The organism is Pseudomonas sp. Pseusp16 (assembly GCF_047324915.1).
Lineage (GTDB): Bacteria > Pseudomonadota > Gammaproteobacteria > Pseudomonadales > Pseudomonadaceae > Aquipseudomonas > Aquipseudomonas fluorescens_CD.
Genome location: NZ_CP168522.1, coordinates 849,263 through 870,773, shown reverse-complemented (window position 1 = coordinate 870,773; position 21,511 = coordinate 849,263). Strand labels below are relative to the sequence as shown.

The 21,511-nt window shown below is 61.4% G+C and carries 22 protein-coding genes; 15 read left to right on the top strand and 7 right to left on the bottom strand.

What is annotated here, in order from left to right; genetic code table 11:
• Positions 1–44: 44 nt before the first annotated feature.
• Positions 45–1,421 carry a glutamine synthetase family protein gene (locus tag ACEN8Q_RS03830; protein ID WP_008019695.1) on the bottom strand — a complete coding sequence of 459 codons (1,377 nt, stop codon included), beginning with the start codon at positions 1,419–1,421 and terminating at the stop codon, positions 45–47.
• A 283-nt stretch (positions 1,422–1,704) separates the two neighbouring features.
• Here ACEN8Q_RS03830 and ACEN8Q_RS03825 point away from each other — a divergent pair, with 283 nt between their 5' ends.
• The 5 genes from ACEN8Q_RS03825 (at position 1,705) to ACEN8Q_RS03805 (ending at position 7,018) form a co-directional block, all read left to right on the top strand.
• Entirely contained in the window at positions 1,705–2,466 is a 762-nt protein-coding gene (locus tag ACEN8Q_RS03825; protein ID WP_413704558.1) for a gamma-glutamyl-gamma-aminobutyrate hydrolase family protein, read from the top strand.
• A gap of 349 nt (positions 2,467–2,815) precedes the next feature.
• Positions 2,816–3,958: a polyamine ABC transporter ATP-binding protein gene (gene potA, locus ACEN8Q_RS03820; RefSeq protein WP_111286908.1), complete on the top strand. Its 1,143-nt coding sequence runs from the start codon at positions 2,816–2,818 to the stop codon at positions 3,956–3,958.
• Positions 3,955–4,869, top strand: coding sequence for an ABC transporter permease subunit (locus tag ACEN8Q_RS03815; protein WP_413704557.1), 915 nt, complete (start codon positions 3,955–3,957; stop codon positions 4,867–4,869). Before potA ends, ACEN8Q_RS03815 begins: the two co-directional genes overlap by 4 nt.
• Positions 4,866–5,750 carry an ABC transporter permease subunit gene (locus tag ACEN8Q_RS03810; protein WP_413426879.1) on the top strand — a complete coding sequence of 295 codons (885 nt, stop codon included), beginning with the start codon at positions 4,866–4,868 and terminating at the stop codon, positions 5,748–5,750. The genes ACEN8Q_RS03815 and ACEN8Q_RS03810 overlap by 4 nt, the downstream gene beginning before the upstream one ends.
• 170 nt (positions 5,751–5,920) lie before the next feature.
• Positions 5,921–7,018, top strand: coding sequence for a polyamine ABC transporter substrate-binding protein (locus ACEN8Q_RS03805; protein WP_413426881.1), 1,098 nt, complete (start codon positions 5,921–5,923; stop codon positions 7,016–7,018).
• 238 nt (positions 7,019–7,256) lie between these two features.
• On the opposite strand, the gene thpR is transcribed toward ACEN8Q_RS03805, so the two are convergent.
• The gene (gene thpR / locus ACEN8Q_RS03800) at positions 7,257–7,799 is read right to left on the bottom strand and encodes an RNA 2',3'-cyclic phosphodiesterase (RefSeq protein WP_413428660.1); all 543 of its coding nucleotides are present in this window, start codon (positions 7,797–7,799) and stop codon (positions 7,257–7,259) included.
• Positions 7,800–7,921: 122 nt separating this feature from the next.
• Here thpR and ACEN8Q_RS03795 point away from each other — a divergent pair, with 122 nt between their 5' ends.
• Positions 7,922–8,116, top strand: a complete 195-nt coding sequence (locus ACEN8Q_RS03795; RefSeq protein ID WP_413704556.1) for a hypothetical protein — start codon at positions 7,922–7,924, stop codon at positions 8,114–8,116.
• A 14-nt stretch (positions 8,117–8,130) separates the two neighbouring features.
• Here ACEN8Q_RS03795 and ACEN8Q_RS03790 read toward each other — a convergent pair whose 3' ends face one another.
• Both ACEN8Q_RS03790 and ACEN8Q_RS03785 read right to left on the bottom strand, forming a co-directional pair.
• Entirely contained in the window at positions 8,131–8,484 is a 354-nt protein-coding gene (locus ACEN8Q_RS03790; protein WP_413704555.1) for a DUF1428 domain-containing protein, read from the bottom strand.
• Between the two features lie 16 nt (positions 8,485–8,500).
• Positions 8,501–9,568 carry a hypothetical protein gene (locus ACEN8Q_RS03785; RefSeq protein ID WP_413428657.1) on the bottom strand — a complete coding sequence of 356 codons (1,068 nt, stop codon included), beginning with the start codon at positions 9,566–9,568 and terminating at the stop codon, positions 8,501–8,503.
• A 398-nt stretch (positions 9,569–9,966) separates the two neighbouring features.
• On the opposite strand from ACEN8Q_RS03785, the gene ACEN8Q_RS03780 reads away from it, so the two are divergent.
• Complete coding sequence (locus ACEN8Q_RS03780; RefSeq protein WP_413704554.1) at positions 9,967–10,227, top strand: hypothetical protein; 261 nt, start codon at positions 9,967–9,969, stop codon at positions 10,225–10,227.
• A 38-nt stretch (positions 10,228–10,265) separates the two neighbouring features.
• Here ACEN8Q_RS03780 and ACEN8Q_RS03775 read toward each other — a convergent pair whose 3' ends face one another.
• Positions 10,266–10,502: a hypothetical protein gene (locus ACEN8Q_RS03775; RefSeq protein ID WP_413428655.1), complete on the bottom strand. Its 237-nt coding sequence runs from the start codon at positions 10,500–10,502 to the stop codon at positions 10,266–10,268.
• A 180-nt stretch (positions 10,503–10,682) separates the two neighbouring features.
• Between ACEN8Q_RS03775 and ACEN8Q_RS03770 the strand changes: the two genes are divergently transcribed.
• The 6 genes from ACEN8Q_RS03770 to yghX all read left to right on the top strand — a co-directional run bounded on the left by ACEN8Q_RS03770 (position 10,683) and on the right by yghX (position 17,950).
• Positions 10,683–12,446 (top strand): L-lactate permease, encoded by a 1,764-nt coding sequence (locus tag ACEN8Q_RS03770; RefSeq protein WP_413704553.1) that lies wholly within the window; start codon positions 10,683–10,685, stop codon positions 12,444–12,446.
• Positions 12,447–12,705: 259 nt separating this feature from the next.
• Positions 12,706–14,205 carry a glycolate oxidase subunit GlcD gene (glcD, locus tag ACEN8Q_RS03765; RefSeq protein WP_413428653.1) on the top strand — a complete coding sequence of 500 codons (1,500 nt, stop codon included), beginning with the start codon at positions 12,706–12,708 and terminating at the stop codon, positions 14,203–14,205.
• On the top strand, positions 14,205–15,269 hold the full coding sequence (gene glcE / locus ACEN8Q_RS03760; protein WP_413704552.1) for a glycolate oxidase subunit GlcE: 1,065 nt from the start codon (positions 14,205–14,207) through the stop codon (positions 15,267–15,269). Before glcD ends, glcE begins: the two co-directional genes overlap by 1 nt.
• A 3-nt stretch (positions 15,270–15,272) precedes the next feature.
• Positions 15,273–16,490: a glycolate oxidase subunit GlcF gene (gene glcF / locus ACEN8Q_RS03755; protein ID WP_413704551.1), complete on the top strand. Its 1,218-nt coding sequence runs from the start codon at positions 15,273–15,275 to the stop codon at positions 16,488–16,490.
• Between the two features lie 19 nt (positions 16,491–16,509).
• Positions 16,510–16,911 (top strand): heme-binding protein, encoded by a 402-nt coding sequence (locus ACEN8Q_RS03750; RefSeq protein ID WP_085717966.1) that lies wholly within the window; start codon positions 16,510–16,512, stop codon positions 16,909–16,911.
• A 151-nt stretch (positions 16,912–17,062) separates the two neighbouring features.
• Entirely contained in the window at positions 17,063–17,950 is an 888-nt protein-coding gene (yghX, locus tag ACEN8Q_RS03745) for a YghX family hydrolase (protein ID WP_413704550.1), read from the top strand.
• Between the two features lie 127 nt (positions 17,951–18,077).
• On the opposite strand, the gene ACEN8Q_RS03740 is transcribed toward yghX, so the two are convergent.
• Together ACEN8Q_RS03740 and ACEN8Q_RS03735 are read right to left on the bottom strand one after the other, a co-directional pair.
• Entirely contained in the window at positions 18,078–18,731 is a 654-nt protein-coding gene (locus ACEN8Q_RS03740; RefSeq protein ID WP_413704549.1) for a peroxiredoxin, read from the bottom strand.
• Between the two features lie 123 nt (positions 18,732–18,854).
• Complete coding sequence (locus ACEN8Q_RS03735; protein ID WP_413704548.1) at positions 18,855–19,799, bottom strand: aldo/keto reductase; 945 nt, start codon at positions 19,797–19,799, stop codon at positions 18,855–18,857.
• 129 nt (positions 19,800–19,928) lie between these two features.
• On the opposite strand from ACEN8Q_RS03735, the gene ACEN8Q_RS03730 reads away from it, so the two are divergent.
• Together ACEN8Q_RS03730 and ACEN8Q_RS03725 are read left to right on the top strand one after the other, a co-directional pair.
• Positions 19,929–20,717, top strand: a complete 789-nt coding sequence (locus ACEN8Q_RS03730) for an alpha/beta hydrolase (protein WP_413704547.1) — start codon at positions 19,929–19,931, stop codon at positions 20,715–20,717.
• A 134-nt stretch (positions 20,718–20,851) separates the two neighbouring features.
• Positions 20,852–21,493 carry a hypothetical protein gene (locus ACEN8Q_RS03725; protein WP_413704546.1) on the top strand — a complete coding sequence of 214 codons (642 nt, stop codon included), beginning with the start codon at positions 20,852–20,854 and terminating at the stop codon, positions 21,491–21,493.
• Positions 21,494–21,511 lie beyond the last annotated feature (18 nt).

Here is a 21,511-nt window from a genome sequence, read left to right as displayed (position 1 = left end):
GAACGCCGCACCGCCGCTCCCACAGTTGATCGGTGTGATCCGTCTTAAACGGTATGCAGGTACCAGTTGTACTCAAGGTCGGAGATGGAGTTCTCGAACTCGGCCAGCTCGCTTTCCTTGCACGCCACGAACACGTCGATGTACATCGGGTCGATGTAGCGCGCCATGACTTCGCTGTCGTCCAGTTCGCGCAGGGCATCGCGCAGGTTGTTCGGCAGGCTTTGCTCGTTCTGCTCGTAGCTGTTGCCTTCGACCGGAGCGCCCGGTTCGATCTGGTTGGTCAGGCCGTGGTGCACGCCCGCCAATACCGAAGCCATCAGCAGGTACGGGTTGGCGTCGGCACCGGCTACACGATGCTCGATGCGTACGGCGTCCTTTGAGCCGGTCGGTACACGGACAGCCACGGTGCGGTTGTCGATGCCCCAGCTCGGTGAGTTCGGCACATAGAACTGCGCGCCGAAACGACGGTACGAGTTGACGTTCGGGCAGAGGAACGCCATCTGCGCCGGCAGGGTCTCGAGCACACCGCCGATCGCGTGACGCAGCGCGGCGTTCTGCTCGGGATCCTCGCTGGCAAAGATGTTGTTGCCTTCCTTGTCGAGAATCGAAATGTGCACGTGCAGACCGTTACCTGCCTGGCCCGGATACGGCTTGGCCATGAAGGTGGTGTCCATCTCGTGGTCGTAGGCGATGTTCTTCACCAGACGCTTGAGCAGGACCGCGTAGTCGCACGCCTTGATCGGGTCAGCCACGTGGTGCAGGTTGACTTCGAACTGCGCCGGGGCGCTTTCCTTGACGATGGCGTCAGCCGGGATGCCCTGCTCTTTCGCGCCTTCAAGGATGTCTTGCAGACAGTCGACGTATTCGTCGAGGTCGTCGATCAGGTACACCTGGGTCGACATCGGACGCTTGCCCGATACCGGCGAACGTGGCGATTGCGGACGACCGTTCACGTTGTCCTGGTCGATCAGGTAGAACTCCAGTTCGAACGCGGCGCAGATGGTCAGGCCCATGTCGTCGAACTTGCGCACGATATTGGCCAGCACTTCCCGCGGATCGGCGAAGAATGGCTCGCCTTCGAGTTCGTGCATGGTCATCAGCAGTTGCGCAGTCGGGCGCTTCTGCCAGGGTTCGATGCTCAGGGTGCCCGGGATTGGGTAGCAGATCCGGTCGGAGTCGCCGATGTCCAGACCCAGGCCGGTGCTTTCCACCGTGGAACCGTTGATGTCCAGAGCAAACAGAGACGCCGGCAGGTTGATGCCTTTCTCGTAAACCTTATGAAGACTGGTGCGCTCGATGCGCTTGCCGCGCACCACACCGTTCATATCCGCAATCAGAAGGTCGACGTACAAAACCTCAGGATGTTTCTTAAGGAATGCGTTTGCTTCGTTGAGTTGAACGGCACGCAGAGGGACCGACATGATGCACCTATTTTTTACTGTTAATTATTATGTTCACCGCCCTTTCACGAGCCCAGTCAATCCGAAAGGCAAAGTGAAGTCAATAGCGAACACTCAGCCGTTCAGCGTTTATTTTCGGGCCTCTCAGAAGGACGAGAGTGCCAGACAAGCCCTCAAACACGCGTAAACCCTGAAGATCGGACGTGCGGCGTTTAGAATTTTTTACATGAGAGTTGTTAATTAAAATCAACAAGGCTAAGCTCCGGAAAAGCTCGTTCAAGTGTGAAACTTCGAGGTGATAAAAATGGCACTCAAGCCATTGATCGGCGTTACTGCGTGCGTCAAACAGATTGGCCTGCACCCCTACCACATCAGCGGCGACAAGTACTTGCGTGCTGTCAGCGTCGCGGCGCTGGGGCTGCCTGTCGTTATTCCTTCCTTAGGCGACCTGACCGAAATCGATGACCTGCTGCCGCAGCTCGACGGTCTGTTGCTGACCGGCTCGCCGTCGAACGTGGAACCCTTCCACTATCAAGGCCCGGACAGCGCCCCCGGTACGGAGCACGATCCGCAACGGGACCGCACCACCCTGCCGCTGATCCGCGCAGCCATCTCAGCCGGCGTTCCGGTCCTCGGCATCTGCCGGGGTTTCCAGGAAATGAACGTGGCGTTCGGTGGCAGCCTGCATCAAAAAGTCCATGAACTCCCAGGCTTCCTTGATCACCGTGAAGCCAGTCACCCGGACCTGGCCGTGCAATACGCGCCGGCCCATGGGGTGAGTGTGCAGCCCGGCGGCGTGTTCGAAGCGCTGGACCTGCCGGCGGTGTTCCAGGTCAACTCGATTCACAGCCAGGGCATCGACCGCCTGGCGCCCGGCCTGCGTGCCGAAGCCGTCGCACCCGATGGCTTGATCGAGGCGGTGTCGGTGGAGAACAGCAAGGCCTTCGCCCTCGGCGTGCAATGGCACCCGGAATGGCAAGTCCTGAACAACCCTCCTTATTTGAGTATTTTCCAGGCGTTCGGCGAAGCCTGCCGGCAACGGGCAGCGCTGCGTCACTCGGGCTGACGAAAAAACACTGACAAACGATTTTCTGCCCCCGCGGGTCGGGCGGGCGTGCCTTTGCGCGTCCGTCACCCGCGACAACAACACACTGCAATAACAACAAGTACGAAAGGCAGCCAGGATGGCGGCGCCGAATAAACCCGAGCGGTTTGGGTCAGGCAAGCACGTTCCATGTGGGAGCGGGCTTGCTCGCGAAGGCGGAGTGTCAGTCGACACCATTGTTATCTGATACACCGCTTTCGCGAGCAAGCCCGCTCCCACAGGTTGCGTGTCACACCCGCCACCGGGTTTGCAATCCACTATTAAGCCGGGCCGTGTTGGCCTGGCGACTGAAACCTGTTGGGAGTTTCACATGGCAAACGCCTCCAGCATCTACAGGAAGGCTATTGAAGGTCACCAGGCACCGAAAAAGGTGTTGGTGAAAGTCGATCGCGTCACCAAGAAATTCGACGAAACCACCGCGGTGGACGATGTGTCCCTGGAAATCCACCAGGGTGAAATCTTCGCCCTGCTCGGTGGTTCCGGCTCCGGCAAATCGACCCTGCTGCGCATGCTCGCCGGTTTCGAGCGCCCGACCGAAGGCCGGATTCTGCTCGACGGTGTCGACATCACCGACATGCCGCCGTACGAACGACCGATCAACATGATGTTCCAGTCCTACGCGCTGTTCCCGCACATGACGGTGGCGCAGAACATCGCCTTTGGCCTCAAGCAGGACCGTTTGCCAGCGGCCGAAATCGAAGCCCGCGTGCAGGAGATGCTGCGGCTGGTGCACATGACCCAATACGCCAAGCGCAAGCCGCACCAACTGTCCGGCGGCCAGCGTCAACGCGTGGCCCTGGCCCGTTCCCTGGCCAAGCGTCCGAAGCTGCTGCTGCTCGACGAACCGATGGGCGCCCTGGACAAGAAGTTGCGCTCGCAAATGCAGCTGGAGCTGGTGGAAATCATCGAGCGCGTGGGCGTTACCTGCGTGATGGTGACCCACGACCAGGAAGAGGCCATGACCATGGCCCAGCGCATCGCGATCATGCACCTGGGCTGGATCGCCCAGATCGGCAGCCCGGTCGACATCTATGAAGCCCCCGTCAGCCGCATGGTCTGCGAATTCATCGGCAACGTGAACGCCTTCGACGGCACCGTGGTTGAAGACCTGGAAGGTCACGCGATCATCCACAGCCCGGACCTGGAGCAGAAGATCTACGTCGGCCACGGCGTCAGCACCTCGGTGCAGGACAAATCGATCACCTACGCGATCCGCCCGGAAAAACTGCTGGTCAGCACCGTCAAGCCGGAGAACCGCTACAACTGGTCCAGCGGCAAGGTGCATGACATCGCCTACCTCGGCGGCCACTCGGTGTTCTACGTCGAGCTGCCTGGCGGCAAGATCGTCCAGTCGTTCATGGCCAACGCCGAACGCCGTGGCGCACGTCCGACCTGGGACGATCAGGTCTACGTGTGGTGGGAAGACGACAGCGGCGTGGTACTGCGCGCATGAAAACCTTCAATCAGCAATTTCTGAGACTGGTCCCCAGCGGGCGCAAGTTCGTCATCGGGATTCCCTTCATCTGGTTGTTCCTGTTCTTCATGTTGCCGTTCTTCCTGGTGATGAAGATCAGCTTCTCGGAAGCGGCCCTGGCCATTCCGCCCTACTCGGAGATCTACACCTACGCCGAGCAGAAATTCCAGCTGTTGCTCAACATCGGCAACTATTCCCTGCTGGGCGAAGATGAGCTGTACCTCTCCGCTTACCTGGGTTCGTTGAAGGTCGCGCTGTTCAGCACCCTGATGTGCCTGGTGATCGGTTTCCCGATGGCCTACGCCATCACCAAGGCCAGCAAGGAAGCGCAGAACGTGCTGATGCTGCTGATCATGATGCCGACCTGGACCGCGATCCTGATCCGCGTCTATGCGTGGATGGGCATCCTCAGCAACAACGGTCTGCTCAACGCGTTCCTGATGTGGACCGGCCTGACGTCGCACCCGATCGAGATCCTCAACACCAACACTGCCGTCTACATCGGCGTGGTGTACGCGTACCTGCCGTTCATGGTGCTGCCGCTGTACGCCAACCTGGTCAAGCATGACCAGAGCCTGCTGGAAGCCGCATCGGACCTGGGTTCAAGCACGTTCAACAGCTTCTGGAAAATCACCGTGCCGCTGGCCAAGAACGGCATCATCGCCGGCTGCATGCTGGTGTTCATTCCGGTGGTCGGTGAGTTCGTGATTCCTGAACTGCTCGGCGGTCCGGAAACCCTGATGATCGGCCGTGTGTTGTGGCAAGAGTTCTTCAACAACCGCGACTGGCCGGTGGCGTCTGCCCTGGCGGTGGTAATGCTGTTGATCCTGATTGTGCCGATTCTGCTGTTCAACCGCAGCCAGGCCAAAGAGATGGAGGCACGGGGATGAAACGCTTCGGATTTTCAAAGTTCATGCTGATTTTCGGCCTGTCGTTTATCTACCTGCCGATGCTGATCCTGGTGATCTACTCGTTCAACGCCTCGAAGCTGGTGACGGTGTGGGGTGGCTGGTCGATCAAGTGGTACGCCGGCCTGCTCGACAACTCGCAACTGATGGGTTCGGTGGTGCGCTCGCTGGAAATCGCCTGCTATACCGCCGTCGCAGCAGTCGCACTAGGGACGTTAGCCGCGTTCGTGTTGACCCGCGTGACACGCTTCAAGGGTCGTACCCTGTTCGGTGGCCTGGTCACCGCGCCGCTGGTGATGCCTGAAGTGATCACCGGTCTGTCGCTGTTGCTGCTGTTCGTGGCCATGGCGCAGCTGATCGGCTGGCCGCAGGAACGCGGCATCGTCACCATCTGGATCGCCCACACCACGTTTTGTGCAGCCTACGTGGCGGTGGTAGTCTCCGCCCGCCTTCGCGAACTGGACCTGTCCATCGAAGAAGCGGCCATGGACCTGGGTGCGAAGCCGTTCAAGGTGTTTTTCCTGATCACCATCCCGATGATCGCGCCGTCACTGGCGGCGGGCGGCATGATGTCCTTCGCCCTGTCGCTGGATGACCTGGTGCTGGCGAGCTTCGTGTCGGGACCTGGTTCCACGACCCTGCCGATGGAAGTGTTCTCGGCGGTGCGTCTGGGCGTGAAGCCCGAGATCAACGCCGTGGCCAGCCTGATTCTGCTGGCGGTGTCGATCGTGACCTTCATGGTCTGGTACTTCAGCCGTCGTGCCGAAGAAAGCCGCAAGCGCGCGATCCAGGAAGCCATGGACCAGACCGCCAGCGAATCCTGGCAACAACCGAAAAAGCAAATGGCAGAAGCAGCGGCCTGAGGCCGCCCCCTGTAGGAGCGAGCATGCTCGCGATGGCCATCAACGATGACGCGGGCTATCTGAATGAACGCGTCGTCCTTGAGTTTTTCGCGAGCAAGCTCGCTCCTACAAGGAGCGTGAAAGCTTATTTACTGTGTGATTTGAATAAGAAAAGAAATGGAGTTGTACCGATGAAAATGTTTGGCAGGACTCTGCTGACACTGTCCTTATTGGGCGCGATCGCCACTGGCGCCCAGGCCAATGACAAGGTTCTGCGCGTCTACAACTGGTCGGATTACATTGGCCCGGATACCGTCAAGAAGTTTGAAGACGAGACCGGCATCCAGGTGACCTACGATGTGTTCGACAGCAACGAGACCCTTGAAGCACGCCTGCTGGCGGGCAAATCCGGCTACGACATCGTCGTGCCGTCCAACAGTTTCCTGGCCAAGCAGATCAAGGCCGGCGTCTACCAGACGCTGGACAAATCGAAGCTGCCGAACTGGAAAAACCTCAACCCGGTGCTGCTGAAGAACGCCTCCGCGAGCGATCCCGAAAACGCTCATGCCATCCCGTACATGTGGGGCTCGATCGGCATCGGCTTCAACCCGCAGAAGGTCAGGGAAGTGCTCGGCAGCAACGCTCCGACCAATTCCTGGGACCTGCTGTTCAAACCGGAAAACGCCGAGAAGCTCAAAGCCTGCGGCATCAGCTTCCTCGACTCGCCGACAGAAATGCTCCCGACCGCCCTGCACTACCTGGGCTACCCGGTGAACGATCAGGACAAACAGCACATCGCCGAAGCCGAGGCGCTGTTCATGAAGATTCGCCCGAACGTGGCGTACTTCCATTCGTCGAAATACATCTCGGACCTGGCCAACGGCAACATCTGCGTGGCCGTGGGTTACTCCGGCGACGTGCTGCAGGCCAAGGCCCGCGCCCAGGAAGCCGGGGACAAGGTGAAGATCGACTACAGCATCCCGAAAGAAGGCGCCGCCAGTTTCTACGACATGCTCGCCATCCCCCGCGATGCCGCCAACGTCGAGAACGCTTACCTGTTCATGAACTTCCTGATGCGCCCCGACGTGATCGCCGACATCACCAACAACATCGGCTACAGCAACGCCAACGCGGCGGCCACGCCGTTGGTCGATGAAGCGATCCGCAACGATCCGGGCTCCTACCCGCCGGAAGCGGTGATGGCCACGCTCTATGCCGTGCCAGACCAGCCGATCGCCATCCAGCGGATCATGACCCGTGGCTGGACCAAGGTGAAGTTGGGCCAGTAATCCAGAACCCCACCGATCAAGTGTGGGAGCGGGCTTGCTCGCGAAAGCGGTGTGCCAGCCACCATTAATATTGAAGGTGATGGCCTCTTCGCGAGCAAGCCCGCTCCCACAAGGAGTGGTGGTGTTCCAACCTTTTCCGTTCACGCAGCGCCTTACCACCGCTGCCTCTCCTGCAGTAGAACGGCCTCACCTGGGCTCCCTCGGTCAAGGTGAAGTTTGGCGCCTTCGGGCGCCCTTTTTATTGGGGATCAATCAAAGGCCATTCGGCCAGAGTCCGATAGCGGCCTTTGTGGGATTCGAACAGGGCGAAGCGGTCGGCACGCAGGAAAAATTGCGGCGCGGTCGCGGACTCCGGCACCGGCGCCCGATACTGCCGTGCCAGGGTCAGGTGCGGACGGTATTCCCTGGGTGCTTCCTCCAGACCGAACGGCAACATCGCCTGTTCCAGCGCATACACCAATCGCAGCAATGCCGGGGGCGCCTGCTCCGGCGCGAGCACCAGCGCCCCCGCCCTGCGCCACACGTCCAGCCGGTCCAGTACCACCGTCAAGCGCTCGCCCGGTGTGCGGATGGACGCCGCAGCGGTGCAGATGTCGGCAATCTGCGCCACACCCACCGCCCCCAGAAACTTCAGCGTCAGGTGAAAGTTTTCCGCCGGCACTGGCCGCCCGTTGCGCAGTTGCAGCGCACTGCGCCACTGGGCGATGTCCCGGCGCTGGGCAGGAGCGCAATCGAGCGCAAAGAACAGACGCTTGAACGGCTCGCGGGATTCGTCGCTCATGCCGGACACCTCTTGGGAAGACTGCCTGAGTGTACTCAACCCTCGCGTACCGGCCAGCGCATTTCTGGCACCGTCCGGCAGGCGCGTTATAGTTCTAGCATCCCGAAAAAGCGGAGGGGACCATGCGACAGATCCTCAGCAAAGAGCCATGGTGGGCCAGACCGCCCGAGCCAGGTCAGGACGAACTCAAGCTGGAATGGGGCTGGCTGGTGCATTACAGCGAGGGTGAGCCGCGCTTCGAATTCATCCGCGAGCGGCCGACGGACGACGAGATTCAGAAGCGCAAGAGTTGCAGGATCACCCCGACGCCGGAGTGATCCCAAGGCTGGCGTCAGACTTTGAGGAGTATTTCAAACCCGCCGTACACCAGGCGCTGACCGTCAAATGGCATCGGATTGACGTTCGGCTGCATGCGCGGGTCCTGCATCATCTTGTCCATCCCGGCATTACGGGTGGCCTTGTCCGGCCAGATGATCCAGCCAAAAGCCACGGTTTCGCCGTCCTTGAGTTTCACCGCCATCGGGAACGATGTGACTTTGCCCTCCGGCACGTCTTCGCCCCAGCATTCGACCACGCTCAAGGCACCGTTTTCCTTGAAGATCGAAGCGGCGATTTCGGCATGTTTGATGTATTGCTCACGGTTGGCGGTGGGTACGGCAGCGATAAAACCATCGACGTAAGACATGAGTGCTCTCCTTGGGTCATGGGGTGTGCTGCTGGATAGTCGGTTGCGCTGGCGTCCGATCGACAGTGCCGGTGCCCAAACCGACCGGCGGTGCAGTGCGGTCCGCCAGGCTGCCTTCGATCTGCGCCGCCATGTAAAGCGTGGCGGCCATGACGCCGCTGGTCGGGCTCTGCACCAGTTTGGTCCAGGCCTTGTCGAAGGTATTGCCCAGGCTACGGCGAATCAGCGCCTCGCTATCGGGCCGGTCAAAGGCCTGGATGAATGCGCGAATGCCAGCCACCCCTAGCGTGATCAAGCCACCGGCCAGTTTCCCGGTCGCTGCGGCCACGGCGCTGGCGGCCCCGCGCGGGGCCATCTCGGCTTCCATGCGCCGGCTGGCGCGCCTGGCCACCGGCGCCATCGCGGTATCGGTCGAGCCCACGCCCTTGTCGCCACCGGCCTTATGGACTTTGTCGATCAGCGCGGCGAAGGCCGGCAAGGAGTTCAGCGGTTCGGTGTGCACGACCTGGTACAACGAGGCGTCCCTCGTCGGCGGAGGCCCGAGGGCGATGGCCGGGACTTTCTGGATGCGCCCGTTGAGCTGGGCCATCGGCACGCCGTGGCGGTGGGAGATTTTCTGCAGCTCTTCCTTGAGGATATCGATATAGAACGCCGCTGCCAGGCCGAGAATCGCATCGGGATCGACTTCCACGGCCGCCGGGGCCAGGACCTTCTCCTGATAGGCTTCGAGCAAGTACGCCGCCAGGTGTTTTTCCACGGCGTCCTGCTCACCCTTGGCGCTGATGGTGTACCAGCTGACCTTCATCGACAGCCATTCCTGGGTCCAGTAACTGCTGAACCACGGAATGAAATTCTGTTCGGTCAATTCATAGACCCGTGTGCGCCAGTATTCCATGGCGCCGCGGGCGTAGATTTTGGTCTCCTCGGTCGCCGCCTGCGACGCGGCGACGATCTCCCGGTCCACTTGTTGCCAGGTGCTGGCAGGAACGACGATGACCGGTGCCACTTCCACTGGCGCGCGCACAGGCGTAGCACACCCCGCCAACACCACCAGCACGGCAATGATCAGCGAACGCAGGTTCAAGATGGCGGCTTCCTGGAGTGTGCACCGGGCGAAATGCCCGACACGCGTAACCCATGATTCAAGTATAGGTGGCGGCGCCCTTGAGGCCGCCTTCGCGAGCAAGCCCGCTCCCACAGATTCACCGCCGATCAGGGTGGGAGCGGCGGTGCGGCGATCCGACTTGCCCGCGAAGGGGCCCGCATCAACAGCGCAAAAACCACCATCACTTGCGTCGATAATCACCATCGCCGCGATTGCCTTCCGCTTGATGGCCGTCAGCGTAGGATCAATCCCAAGCCAACACGAAACCCCGAATCGGAGGGGAATATCATGCTGATCCATCTGCTGACCTGCCTGGCCCTGACGGCGTTCACATTGGGTGTGTTTTCCTGGTACGTCCTGAGCGAGGAGCAAATGTCATGATTCACTCCGTCACCCTCGCCGTGCATTTTCCGCTGTTCGGCAACAATTTCTACGCGCAGGAATTCGAGTCACGTAAAGAGTTGACTCTGATGTTCGACAAAAATTTCGAGGCGTTGCTGATTCCGGCAGCCGATCATCACTTCAGCAACGAAGTGGTCGGGCTCAATGATCAGTTCCGTTTTCTGAATGACGTGCTGGTCGAGCATCTACTGGATGTAGAGCTTGCAAAAGGCTCGGCCCGTTCGTTCGGGTTCTGACAGCGACCGCCGGTCACCCGGGCTCGAACGGGAAGCGCTCACAACGTTCGCTGGCTGTTGCCAATCCCCTTGGCAATATCGATCCCCCAATCCATCGCCGCCTCCATGTCCATCATGTGCGGCCGTGGATCGTGGTTCTCATTGATGACGGTGCCGTCCGGCCAATAGACACCAATGAACATGCCCAATGAACCGTCCTTCAATATCTCGGCCTTGACTTCAATCCGGCATCCGTTCGACAGCGTTTCCTTGTGGACCTCATGGCGCTCAGTCATTGCTGCTTTCCTCCCGCCTGTGGATTGCGAGTCTACCGGCAATGCTAGCTCAGCCCCCGCAACTGCGTAGACCTGCTGGACCAGAGGCCAGCCCTGACAGCGGCGCAATGCCACCTATACTCAAGACCACCTCCCCCCCAGGGGATCTGCACGTTCAACAATAAAAAGCAGAGGTGGAACATGGTCTGGCAGCAAGTCTACGATCCGTTCGGCAATCCGGTGCTTTCAACCATCATGGCCGCCGTACCGGTGGTGGTGATGCTGGCGTCCCTCGCTTTTTTCCATGTCAAGGCGCACCTGGCGGCGTTGCTCGCCCTGACCTCGGCCTTGCTGATCGCGATCTTCGCCTTCGGCATGCCGGCAAACATGGCAGGCTCCGCGGCGCTGTTCGGTGCAGCCAACGGTCTGCTGCCGATTGGCTGGATTGTGTTGAACATCATCTTCCTGCACCGCCTGACCACCGAGAACGGCTCGTTCAAGGTGCTGCAAGACTCCCTGGCGCGCATCACCGATGACCGGCGCCTGCAATTGCTGCTGATCGCCTTCTGCTTCGGTGCGTTTTTCGAAGGAGCGGCCGGTTTCGGTACGCCGGTGGCGGTGACTGGCGCGATTCTGATCGGGCTGGGGTTTTCGCCGCTCGCCGCTTCAGGTCTGGCGCTGATCGCCAACACCGCCCCTGTTGCGTTCGGCGCCCTCGGCACGCCGATCATCACCCTGGCCAAGGTCACCGGGCTGGATGAAATGGAGCTGTCGATGATGGTCGGCCGGCAGTTGCCGTTCTTCTCGGTACTGGTGCCGTTCTGGCTGATCTGGGCCTTTGCCGGCTGGCGCAAGATGCTGGAAATCTGGCCGGCGATCCTCGTGGCCGGGGTCAGTTTTGCCGTGCCGCAGTTCCTCGTGTCCAACTATCACGGGCCGATGCTGGTGGATGTGATCGCCGCACTGATTTCCATGGCCTGCCTGGCCGGTTTCCTCAGGGTGTGGAAACCGGCCACGGTACACACCTCCGCCGCCCTGTCCGGACGGGTCGACAACTCGAAGATCGACGCCGAACACGACGAAAAGCCGGTACCGACTGCAACCTTTGCCAATGAGGCAAAACCGGCAGTGATGCGTGCGTGGATGCCGTGGATCATCCTCACGATCTTCGTCTTCATCTGGGGCACCCAGGGCTTCAAGAACACCTTCGACACCCGCCCTGCCATCGACCCGCAAACCAGCGCCGCCAAACTCGACCCCCAGGGTAAACCATTGCGCGAGGCGAACCCGGTGTTTGCGCCGGTCTTGACGTTCAGTACCTTGCACTTGCAAGTGGTAAAGGTCCCGCCGGTGGTGGCGGCGCCGAAACCCGAGGAAGCGGTGTACAAGTTCACCTGGTTCACCGCTACCGGCAGCGGCATTCTGCTGGCGGCGATTGTCGGCGGCTTGCTGATGGGTTACTCGATCCCGCAACTGATCCACCAGTACCTGCGCACCCTGTGGGTGGTGCGCTACTCGCTGATCACCATTGCGGCAATGCTTGCCCTGGGCTTCCTCACGCGCTACTCCGGCCTGGATGCGACCATGGGCCTGGCCTTCGCCGCGACGGGCATCTTCTACCCCATGTTCGGCACCCTGCTCGGCTGGCTCGGCGTGGCGTTGACCGGTTCGGACACGGCGTCCAACGTGCTGTTCGGCGGCTTGCAACGGGTGACCTCCGAACAGTTGGGCATCAGCCCGGTGTTGATGGCCGCCGCCAACAGTTCCGGCGGGGTCATGGGCAAGATGGTCGACGCCCAGTCGATCGTGGTCGCCTCCACCGCCACCCGCTGGTACGGCCATGAAGGGGAAATCCTGCGCTACGTGTTCTTCCACTCGATCGTGCTGGCGATACTGGTCGGTGGACTGGTGACGTTGCAGGCCTACGTCGCGCCGTTCAGCCATATGGTGGTGGGAGGACATTAAATCGAATACACGCGTCATTCTGCTTGAGCCTGATCCCTGTGGGAGCGGGCTTGCTCGCGAAGGCGGTGTGTCAGACGGCAATGTCTTCGACTGACACTCCCTCTTCGCGAGCAAGTCGGATCGCCGCACCGCCGCTCCCACATTGGCGAGTGGTTTTTATTGAATGAATGGTCCGTCGTGCGGACAAACATCCCATGGACAGCCGGCCGTCTCAGGCCAATGATGAAGGTCAGTGGCCTCCAGCGAGAATCGTCAACCCATGAACATTCTCTACGATGAACGCGTTGACGGCGCCCTGCCCGACGTCGACAGGCAGGCGCTGTTGCACGCCCTGAAATCCCGCTTGCCGAATCTGGAAATCCTCCATCACCAGGAGGAACTCAAGCCCTACGAATGCGACGGGCTCTCGGCCTATCGCACCACGCCGATGCTGGTGGTGCTGCCCCGATACATCGACGAAGTGCAAGGGGTGCTGCGCGTCTGTCATGAACGGCACGTCCCCGTCGTGGCCCGTGGCGCGGGCACCGGTTTGTCCGGTGGCGCCTTGCCTTTGGAGAAAGGCGTGCTGCTGGTGATGGCGCGCTTCAACAACATCCTGCACATCGACCCCGCCGCCCGTACTGCGCGGGTTCAACCCGGCGTACGCAATCTGGCGATTTCCCAGGCGGCGGCACCGTTCGGCCTGTATTACGCGCCGGATCCGTCCTCGCAAATCGCCTGTTCCATCGGCGGCAACGTGGCGGAAAACGCCGGTGGCGTGCACTGCCTGAAATACGGCCTGACCGTGCACAACGTGCTGAAGGTCGACATCCTCACCGTCGACGGCGAGCACCTGAGCCTGGGCTCCAACGCCCTCGATGCCCCCGGTTTCGACCTGCTGGCGCTGTTCACCGGCTCCGAAGGCCTGCTCGGGGTCATCACCGAAGTCACGGTCAAGCTGCTGCCCAAACCGCAGACCGCCAAAGTGCTGCTGGCAGCCTTCGACTCCGTGGAAAAAGCCGGCCGTGCCGTCGGCGACATCATCGCTGCCGGCATCATCCCCGGAGGCCTGGAAATGATGGACAACCTGGCCATCCGCGCCGCCGAGGACTTCATCCACGCCGGTTATCCGGTGGACGCCCAGGCCATTCTGCTGTGCGAGCTCGATGGCGTGGAAGCCGATGTCCAGGATGACTGCGAGCGGGTGCGCCAGGTACTGCAACAGGCCGGCGCAATCGAATTGCGTCAGGCGAAAGACGAAGCCGAACGCGTGCGTTTCTGGGCCGGGCGCAAGAATGCCTTCCCGGCAGTGGGCCGCCTGTCGCCGGACTATTACTGCATGGACGGCACCATCCCCCGTCGCGAACTGCCCGGCGTGCTGCAGGCCATCGCCGAGCTCTCGAACGAATACGGCCTGCGGGTGGCGAACGTGTTCCACGCCGGTGACGGCAACATGCATCCGTTGATTCTATTCGACGCCAATCAACCCGGTGAACTTGATCGGGCCGAAGCCCTGGGTGGCAGGATTCTGGAGTTGTGCGTGAAAGTCGGCGGCAGCATCACCGGTGAACACGGCGTGGGTCGCGAGAAGATCAACCAGATGTGCGCGCAGTTCAACAGCGATGAGCTGACCCTGTTCCATGCCATCAAAGCCGCCTTCGACCCGAGCGGCCTGCTCAACCCCGGCAAGAACATTCCGACCCTGCACCGCTGCGCCGAATTCGGTGCCATGCACATTCATGACGGGCAATTGCCCTTCCCTGAGCTGGAGCGTTTCTGATGCGCGGCCCTGAAGATTTCGATGACAGCCAGTCGCTGCTGGAACAGGTCAACCAGGCGCTGGAAAACGCCACGCCGTTGCGCATCCAGGGATCCAACAGCAAGGGCTTCCTCGGCCGTGCCACGGCCGGGGAAATTCTCGATACCCGCTCGCACCGCGGCATCGTCAGTTACGACCCGACCGAACTGGTGATCACCGCCCGTTGCGGCACGCCGTTGGCGCAGCTGACGCAGGTGCTCGATGCCGCGCAACAGATGCTGCCCTGCGAACCGCCGGCCTTTGGCGACGGTGCCACAGTCGGCGGAATGATCGCCTGCGGGCTGTCCGGACCTCGGCGTCCTTGGGTCGGCTCGGTGCGCGATTTCGTACTTGGCACGCGGGTCATCACCGGGCAAGGCAAGCTGTTGCGCTTCGGTGGCGAGGTGATGAAAAACGTCGCCGGCTACGACCTGTCGCGCCTGATGGCCGGCAGTTACGGCTGCCTCGGGCTGATCACCGAAGTCTCGCTCAAAGTGCTGCCCAAACCCCGGCAGTGCCTCAGTATCAGCCTGGAAATGGACACCGCACAGGCCTTGCTGCGCCTGGCGGAATGGGGCCAGCAACCGTTGCCGATCAGTGCCGCCTGTCACGACGGTTCACGCCTGCACCTGCGGCTCGAGGGCGGTGAAGGTTCGGTGGCGGCGGCCCATGACCGCCTCGGTGGCGAACGGCTGGACGCTTCATACTGGGACGATCTCAACGAGCAGCGCTTGAGTTTCTTCGATCAAGACCAGCCGCTTTGGCGCCTGTCACTGCCACACAACACGCCATGCCTGACGTTGCCGGGTCGCCAGTTGCTCGACTGGGGAGGCGCCCAGCGCTGGTTGAAATCCGATGCCGAAGCGGCGTTCATCCGCCAGGTCGTCGACGAGGTCGGCGGCCATGCCACCTGTTTCAGCCACGGCCTGACCGACACCCCGTTCCAGCCGCTGCCCCCGGCCCTGATGCGTTATCACCGCAACCTGAAACAACAGCTCGATCCACGGGGCATCTTCAACCCCGGACGCCTGTACGCGGAGCTTTGAACCATGCAGACGACCTTGAGTGAAAACGCCAGCCATCTGCCCCGCGCCGCAGAAGCCGAAAGCATCCTGCGCACCTGCGTGCACTGCGGGTTCTGCAATGCCACGTGCCCGACCTATCAATTGCTCGGCGATGAACTGGACGGACCACGGGGCCGCATCTACCTGATCAAGCAAGTGCTGGAAGGCAACGAAGTCACGCAAAAGACCCAACAGCACCTGGACCGCTGCCTGTCGTGCCGTAACTGCGAAACCACCTGCCCGTCGGGCGTCGATTACCACAACCTGCTGGACATCGGCCGGGCGGTGGTCGATGCGGCGGTGCCGCGCCCGCTCGGTCAGCGCCTGTTGCGCGAGGGGTTGCGTCAGACCGTGCCGCATCCCGATCTGTTCAAGAGTCTGGTCAATAGCGGTCAGGTATTCCGTGCGCTGCTGCCCGGCCCCCTGCAAAGCAAGTTGCCGCGCAGGGTCTACCCGGCCAAGCCGCGGCCCATGACCGTGCGTGAGCGTCAGGTGCTGATGCTCGAAGGATGCGTGCAGCCCAGCCTGTCACCCAACACCAATGCCGCGGCGGCGCGGGTGCTGGACCGGTTGGGGATCAGCGTCATCGCGACCCGCGAAGCCGGTTGCTGCGGTGCCGTGGACTATCACCTGGACGCCCAGGCCGCCGGCCTCGATCGCGCCCGGCGCAACATCGACGCGTGGTGGCCGAGCATCGAAAAAGGTGCCGAAGCAATTGTGCAGACGGCCAGCGGTTGCGGCGCCTTCATCAAGGATTACGGCCACCTGCTCGCCAGTGACCCGGCCTATGCCGACAAGGCAAAAAAGGTCAGTGCGCTGGCCCGGGACCTGGTGGAAGTGTTGCGCGACGAACCGCTGGAGCAACTCGGCATCCACGCCTCGCAACGCCTGGCCTTCCATTGCCCCTGCACCTTGCAGCACGGGCAGAAACTCGGCGGTGCCGTGGAAGCACTGCTGACCGGGTTCGGTTTCAACCTGACGTCCGTTCCCGACGGGCACCTGTGCTGCGGTTCGGCGGGCACCTACTCGCTGACCCAGCCCGAACTGTCGCGGCAACTGCGCGACAACAAGCTCAACGCCCTGGAAAGTGGCCATCCCGAGGTCATTGTCACAGCCAACATCGGCTGCCAGGCGCACCTCGATGGCGCGGGCCGAACCCCGGTGCGGCACTGGATCGAACTGGTCGAAGCTGCCCTGCCTTAACCGAATCCCGGAGATGCCCATGAACCGCAAAGCCGTCCTGAGCCAGACCGAAGTCAGCCAGATCATCAAAGCCGCCCGCGCCGAAGCACAGGCCAATCAATGGGCCGTGACCATCGTGGTAGTCGATGACGGCGGCCACCCGCTGGCCCTCGAACGCCTCGACGGCTGCGCGCCGGGCAGCGCCTATATCGCTACCGAAAAGGCCCGTACCTCGGCCCTCGGGCGGCGCGAATCGAAAAGCTATGAGGACATGATCAACGGTGGGCGCTACGCTTTTCTGTCAGCACCCTTGCTGACTTCGCTCGAGGGTGGCGTGCCGATTGTTTTCGATGGCCAGGTGATTGGCGCTGTCGGGGTGTCGGGCGTCAAGCCTGAGCAGGATGCGCAAATTGCGAAGGCCGGTGCGCAGAGCCTGAAATGAGATTTTGACTTTATCCTGGACCCCTGTGGGAGCGGGCTTGCTCGCGAAAGCGGTGGCACATCTGACATCCATGTGTCTGATACACCGCCTTCGCGAGCAAGCCCGCTCCCACAAGGGGGCTGTGTTAAACCAGCCGAGAGGAGTTGCAGCAATGCCCCGTCTAACTGCGAAAGACTTTGCCCCCGAACTGCTGGAACTCTACGACTACTACGCCCACGGCAAGATCGACCGTCGGGAGTTTCTTGATCGAGCGGCGCTATTTGCCTTTGCAGGCATGACCGCCGGCGCCCTGCTCGCCGCGCTGAGCCCCAACTATGCGCTGGCCGAACAGATCTCGTTCACCGATCCGGAGATTGTTGCCGAGTACATCACCTACCCGTCGCCCAAGGGCCACGGCCAGGTTCGCGGGTATCTGGTGCGTCCGGCCAAGGCCACCGGCAAAGTGCCGGCAGTGGTGGTTGTGCACGAAAACCGCGGGCTCAACCCGTACATCGAAGATGTGGCCCGGCGGCTGGCAAAGGCCGGTTTCATCGCCCTCGCCCCGGACGGCCTGAGTTCGGTCGGCGGTTATCCGGGCAATGACGAAAAGGGCCGCGAGCTTCAGGTCAAGGTCGACCCGGAAAAGCTGATGAACGACTTTTTCGCGGCCGTTGAATGGATGATGAAACACCCTGCCGCCAGCGGAAAGGTTGGCATCACCGGATTCTGCTACGGTGGTGGCGTGACCAACGCCGCTGCCGTGGCCTATCCGGAACTGGGGGCCGCCGTGTCGTTTTATGGTCGCCAGCCAGCTACCGAAGACGTGCCCCGCATCAAGGCACCGCTGATGCTGCACTATGGCGAGCTGGATACGCGGATCAACGAAGGCTGGCCGGCCTTTGAGAAAGCGTTGAAGGCCGGGGGCAAGACCTATGAGGCCTACATTTATCCGGGCTGCAATCATGGTTTCCACAACGACTCCACACCGCGCTTCGACGAAGCGGCGGCGAAACTGGCGTGGGAACGAACGTTGGGGTGGTTTAAAAAGTATCTGGTTTGACCAGAATTTGAGGGTAGCAGGGCCGGCCTCTTCGCGAGCAAGCCCGCTCCCACATTGGCTCTGTGTACGACGCAGATCCAATGTGGGAGCGGGCTTGCTCGCGAAGGCGATCTTGAGACCTGCGCAGTTACTTCGGCTGAGCCACGGTCCGCAGATACGGTTTCAGGGTCTTGAAGCCATCCGGGTACTTCTTCTTCGCATCTTCGTCAGACACCGAAGTCGGGATGATCACGTCTTCACCCGGCCGCCAGTTCACTGGCGTGGCGACGGTGTGTTTGGCATTCAGTTGCAGGGAATCGAGCAGGCGCAGCACTTCATCGAAATTGCGCCCGGCGCTCATCGGGTAGATCAGCATGGCCTTGACCTTCTTGTCCGGGCCGACGATGAACACCGAACGCACCGTGGCGTTATCCACCGCCGTGCGCGCGCCGCCGCTGGCATTGGGATGGATCATGTCGTAGAGCTTGGCCACCACCAGGTTTTCGTCGCCGATCAGTGGATAGTTGACCGCGTTGCCCTGGGTCTCGGCGATGTCACCGACCCAGCGCTGGTGATCACTGACCGGGTCGACGCTGAGGCCGACGACCTTGGTGTTGCGCTTGTCGAATTCCGGCTTGAGTTTGGCCAGGTACCCCAGTTCGGTGGTGCACACCGGGGTGAAATCCTTGGGGTGGGAAAACAGGATGGCCCACCCGTCGCCGATCCATTGGTGAAAGTTGAGGGTGCCTTCGGTGGTTTCGGCGGTGAAATCCGGTGCTTCATCGCCAATGCGGATAGCCATGTTCGATCTCCTTGCAGTGATGGACAGGGACGCCGTCAGGGCAACGAATACGCTTTCAACGGCATGGTCGCGAGACAGTATAGGAGAGGTTCCGGGACTCGCCGGGCTCCGTTGGCAGAGTCGCTACCCCACCAGTGCAATCAGTTGCTGACGCTGGGCATCGGTCAGCATCGGGCCGAATCCGGCGCGGGCATTTTCCGCCATGTAGCGCGGGTTGCCGGTACCCGGAATCACGCACGTCACCGCCGAATGCGACAGCAGGAACTTCAGCGCCAGTTGCGGCCAGCTCTTGACCCCGACTTGCGCCGCCCAGCCTGGCAGCGGCTTGTCCTTCAGCCTGGCCAGCAAGTCGCCACCGCCGAACGGCCGATTGCAGATCACCGCCACGCCAAGCTCACGGCACAACGGCAGCAGGCGCTTCTCGGCACCGCGATCATCCAGGGCGTAGTTGATCTGTAAAAAATCCACTGGCTCGGCCCTGAGTACCGCCTCCACTTCTTCATAGGCCGACGCCGTGTAATGGGTGATGCCGATGTAGCGAATGCGCCCTGTTTCCTTCCAGTGGCGCAATGTCGGCAGATGAGTCTGCCAATCCAGCAGGTTGTGGATCTGCATCAGGTCGATCCGGTCGGTCTGCAACAGGGCAAAGGATTGTTCCATCTGCGCGATGCCTTCTTCGCGCCCCCGGGTCCACACCTTGGTGGCCAGGAACGCCGGCGAGCGCGGCTCATGGATCGACAGCAGTTCGCCGACCGTCTGTTCGGCGCGACCGTACATCGGCGAACTGTCGATCAGCTTGCCACCCTTGTCGAACAACGCGTCCAGCACCGCGGGCAAGTCTTTGTAAGCCGGTTGCGAAGGCTCCACATCGAATCCGCGATAAGTGCCCAATCCTACGATCGGCAAGGACTCTTTGCTGGAAGGAATGGCACGGGTCTGCATGGTCTCGCCTCCTGTTCCCGTCGACGGCACGGGTTGAGATCCCGCCGGACCGAACGTGAAGACCGCCGAAGCACCGGCAGCCAGCGTGAGTATTTCTCTACGGGTGTAACCCACAGGATGGCTCATAAAACGCTTCTCACCAGTCGCCCGGATCAGACATGTTGCACCGACAACCCGGATAACCCGCGCCAAGGGTCGATTGACTACACTCAGAAAGCCTTGCGGCGCCAGCCACTTTCGAACCCCGAGCAGTCAATGCCGCCCACTAACGTTAGCCGAATGTCGCGCACCCTGGTGTTACTCGTCGTCATCGTCGCTGCGCTGTACCTGGCGCTATGCGTGGCGCTGTTCGTGTTTCAGCGGGCGCTGATTTATTACCCGCAGCCGCGCGCCGTTGGCACAGCCGCTACCCTGCTCACACTGCCGATCGCCGACGCACGGGTGCTGGTCACCATTCGGCCTCACGAGGGCCCCGACGCGCTGATTTATTTCGGCGGCAATGCCGAAGACGTCTCGCGCAACCTGCCCGGGTTCACGCAAGCGTTCCCTGACCATGCGCTGTACCTGCTGCATTACCGTGGCTATGGCGGGAGTTCCGGCTCGCCTTCGGAAGAGGCTATCGCCCGTGATGCCCTGGCCTTGTTCGACCAGGTGCATGCCACCCATCCGCATGTGGCGGTGGTCGGACGCAGCCTGGGTTCCGGGGTCGCCGTGCGCCTGGCCAGCCAGCGCCCGGTGGCACGGCTGGTGCTGATCACGCCCTACAACAGCCTCGAAGAGCTCGCCACCCGTCAGTTCCGCTGGTTTCCGGTGCGCTGGCTGTTGAAGGACAAATACCAGTCCTGGCAGTACGCCGCCCGCATTACGGTGCCGACGGTGTTGATAGCGGCCGAGCATGACGAGGTGATTCCGCGCTCGAGCACCGAGCGCCTGTTGAGTCACTTCACCCCTGGTGTGGCGTCATTGCAGGTCATTGCGGGGACGGGACATAACTCGATCAGCGAAAGCCCCGACTACCTCAAACGTCTGCGTGAAGGCCTGTAATACCTGAGCGCAACCTGCCTTTTCCCATGACGAAATACGACCGTTGATCCGGGATTTTGCCGCAGACTAATAAAAACATATTTTTATGCCTATATTGATATTGTCGAATGTTCCCACTCTCAGAGGGTGCCGTCATGAATATCAAAACCCTGGCTTTGCTCCTGCTGGCTTTGTGTGCGCAACCGGTCTGGAGCCAGACGCCCACCGCCTCACCCGCGGCCTCCCCCGCCGCTGCCGACAGCCCCGCGCTGACCACGCGCCTGGCCCTGCGCGACCTTTGGGTCGAACACGTTTTCTGGATCAGAAACTACGCGATGGCCAATCAATCCGCCGACAAGAAGCAAGCCAAGGTCGCGGCGGATCAGGTCGTCGACAACGCGACCAAAATCGCCAACAGCATCGCCCCGCTCTACGGCCAACCGGCGGCGGATCAATTGCTCAAGCTGCTTGCCGGCCATTGGGGTGCGGTGAAACACTACAGCGATGCCACGGTGGCCAAAGATTCCAAGGGCAAGCAGGCCGCCGTCACCGAACTGACCAGCAATGCCAAGGCGATTGCGGTTTTCCTGGCCACCGCCAACCCCAATCTGCCTGAAGCCACACTGGTCAACATGTTGTCGGCCCATGGCGGTCACCACGTTGCCCAGATCGATGAGTTTGCCGCGCACGATTACGCCGGCGAGGCCCGTACCTGGGCGATGATGCGTACGCACATCCTGGCCTTGGCCGACGCGTTGACTGGCGCGCTGGTCAAGCAATTCCCGGACAAGTTCTGATATCGCGCGAGGGCACCC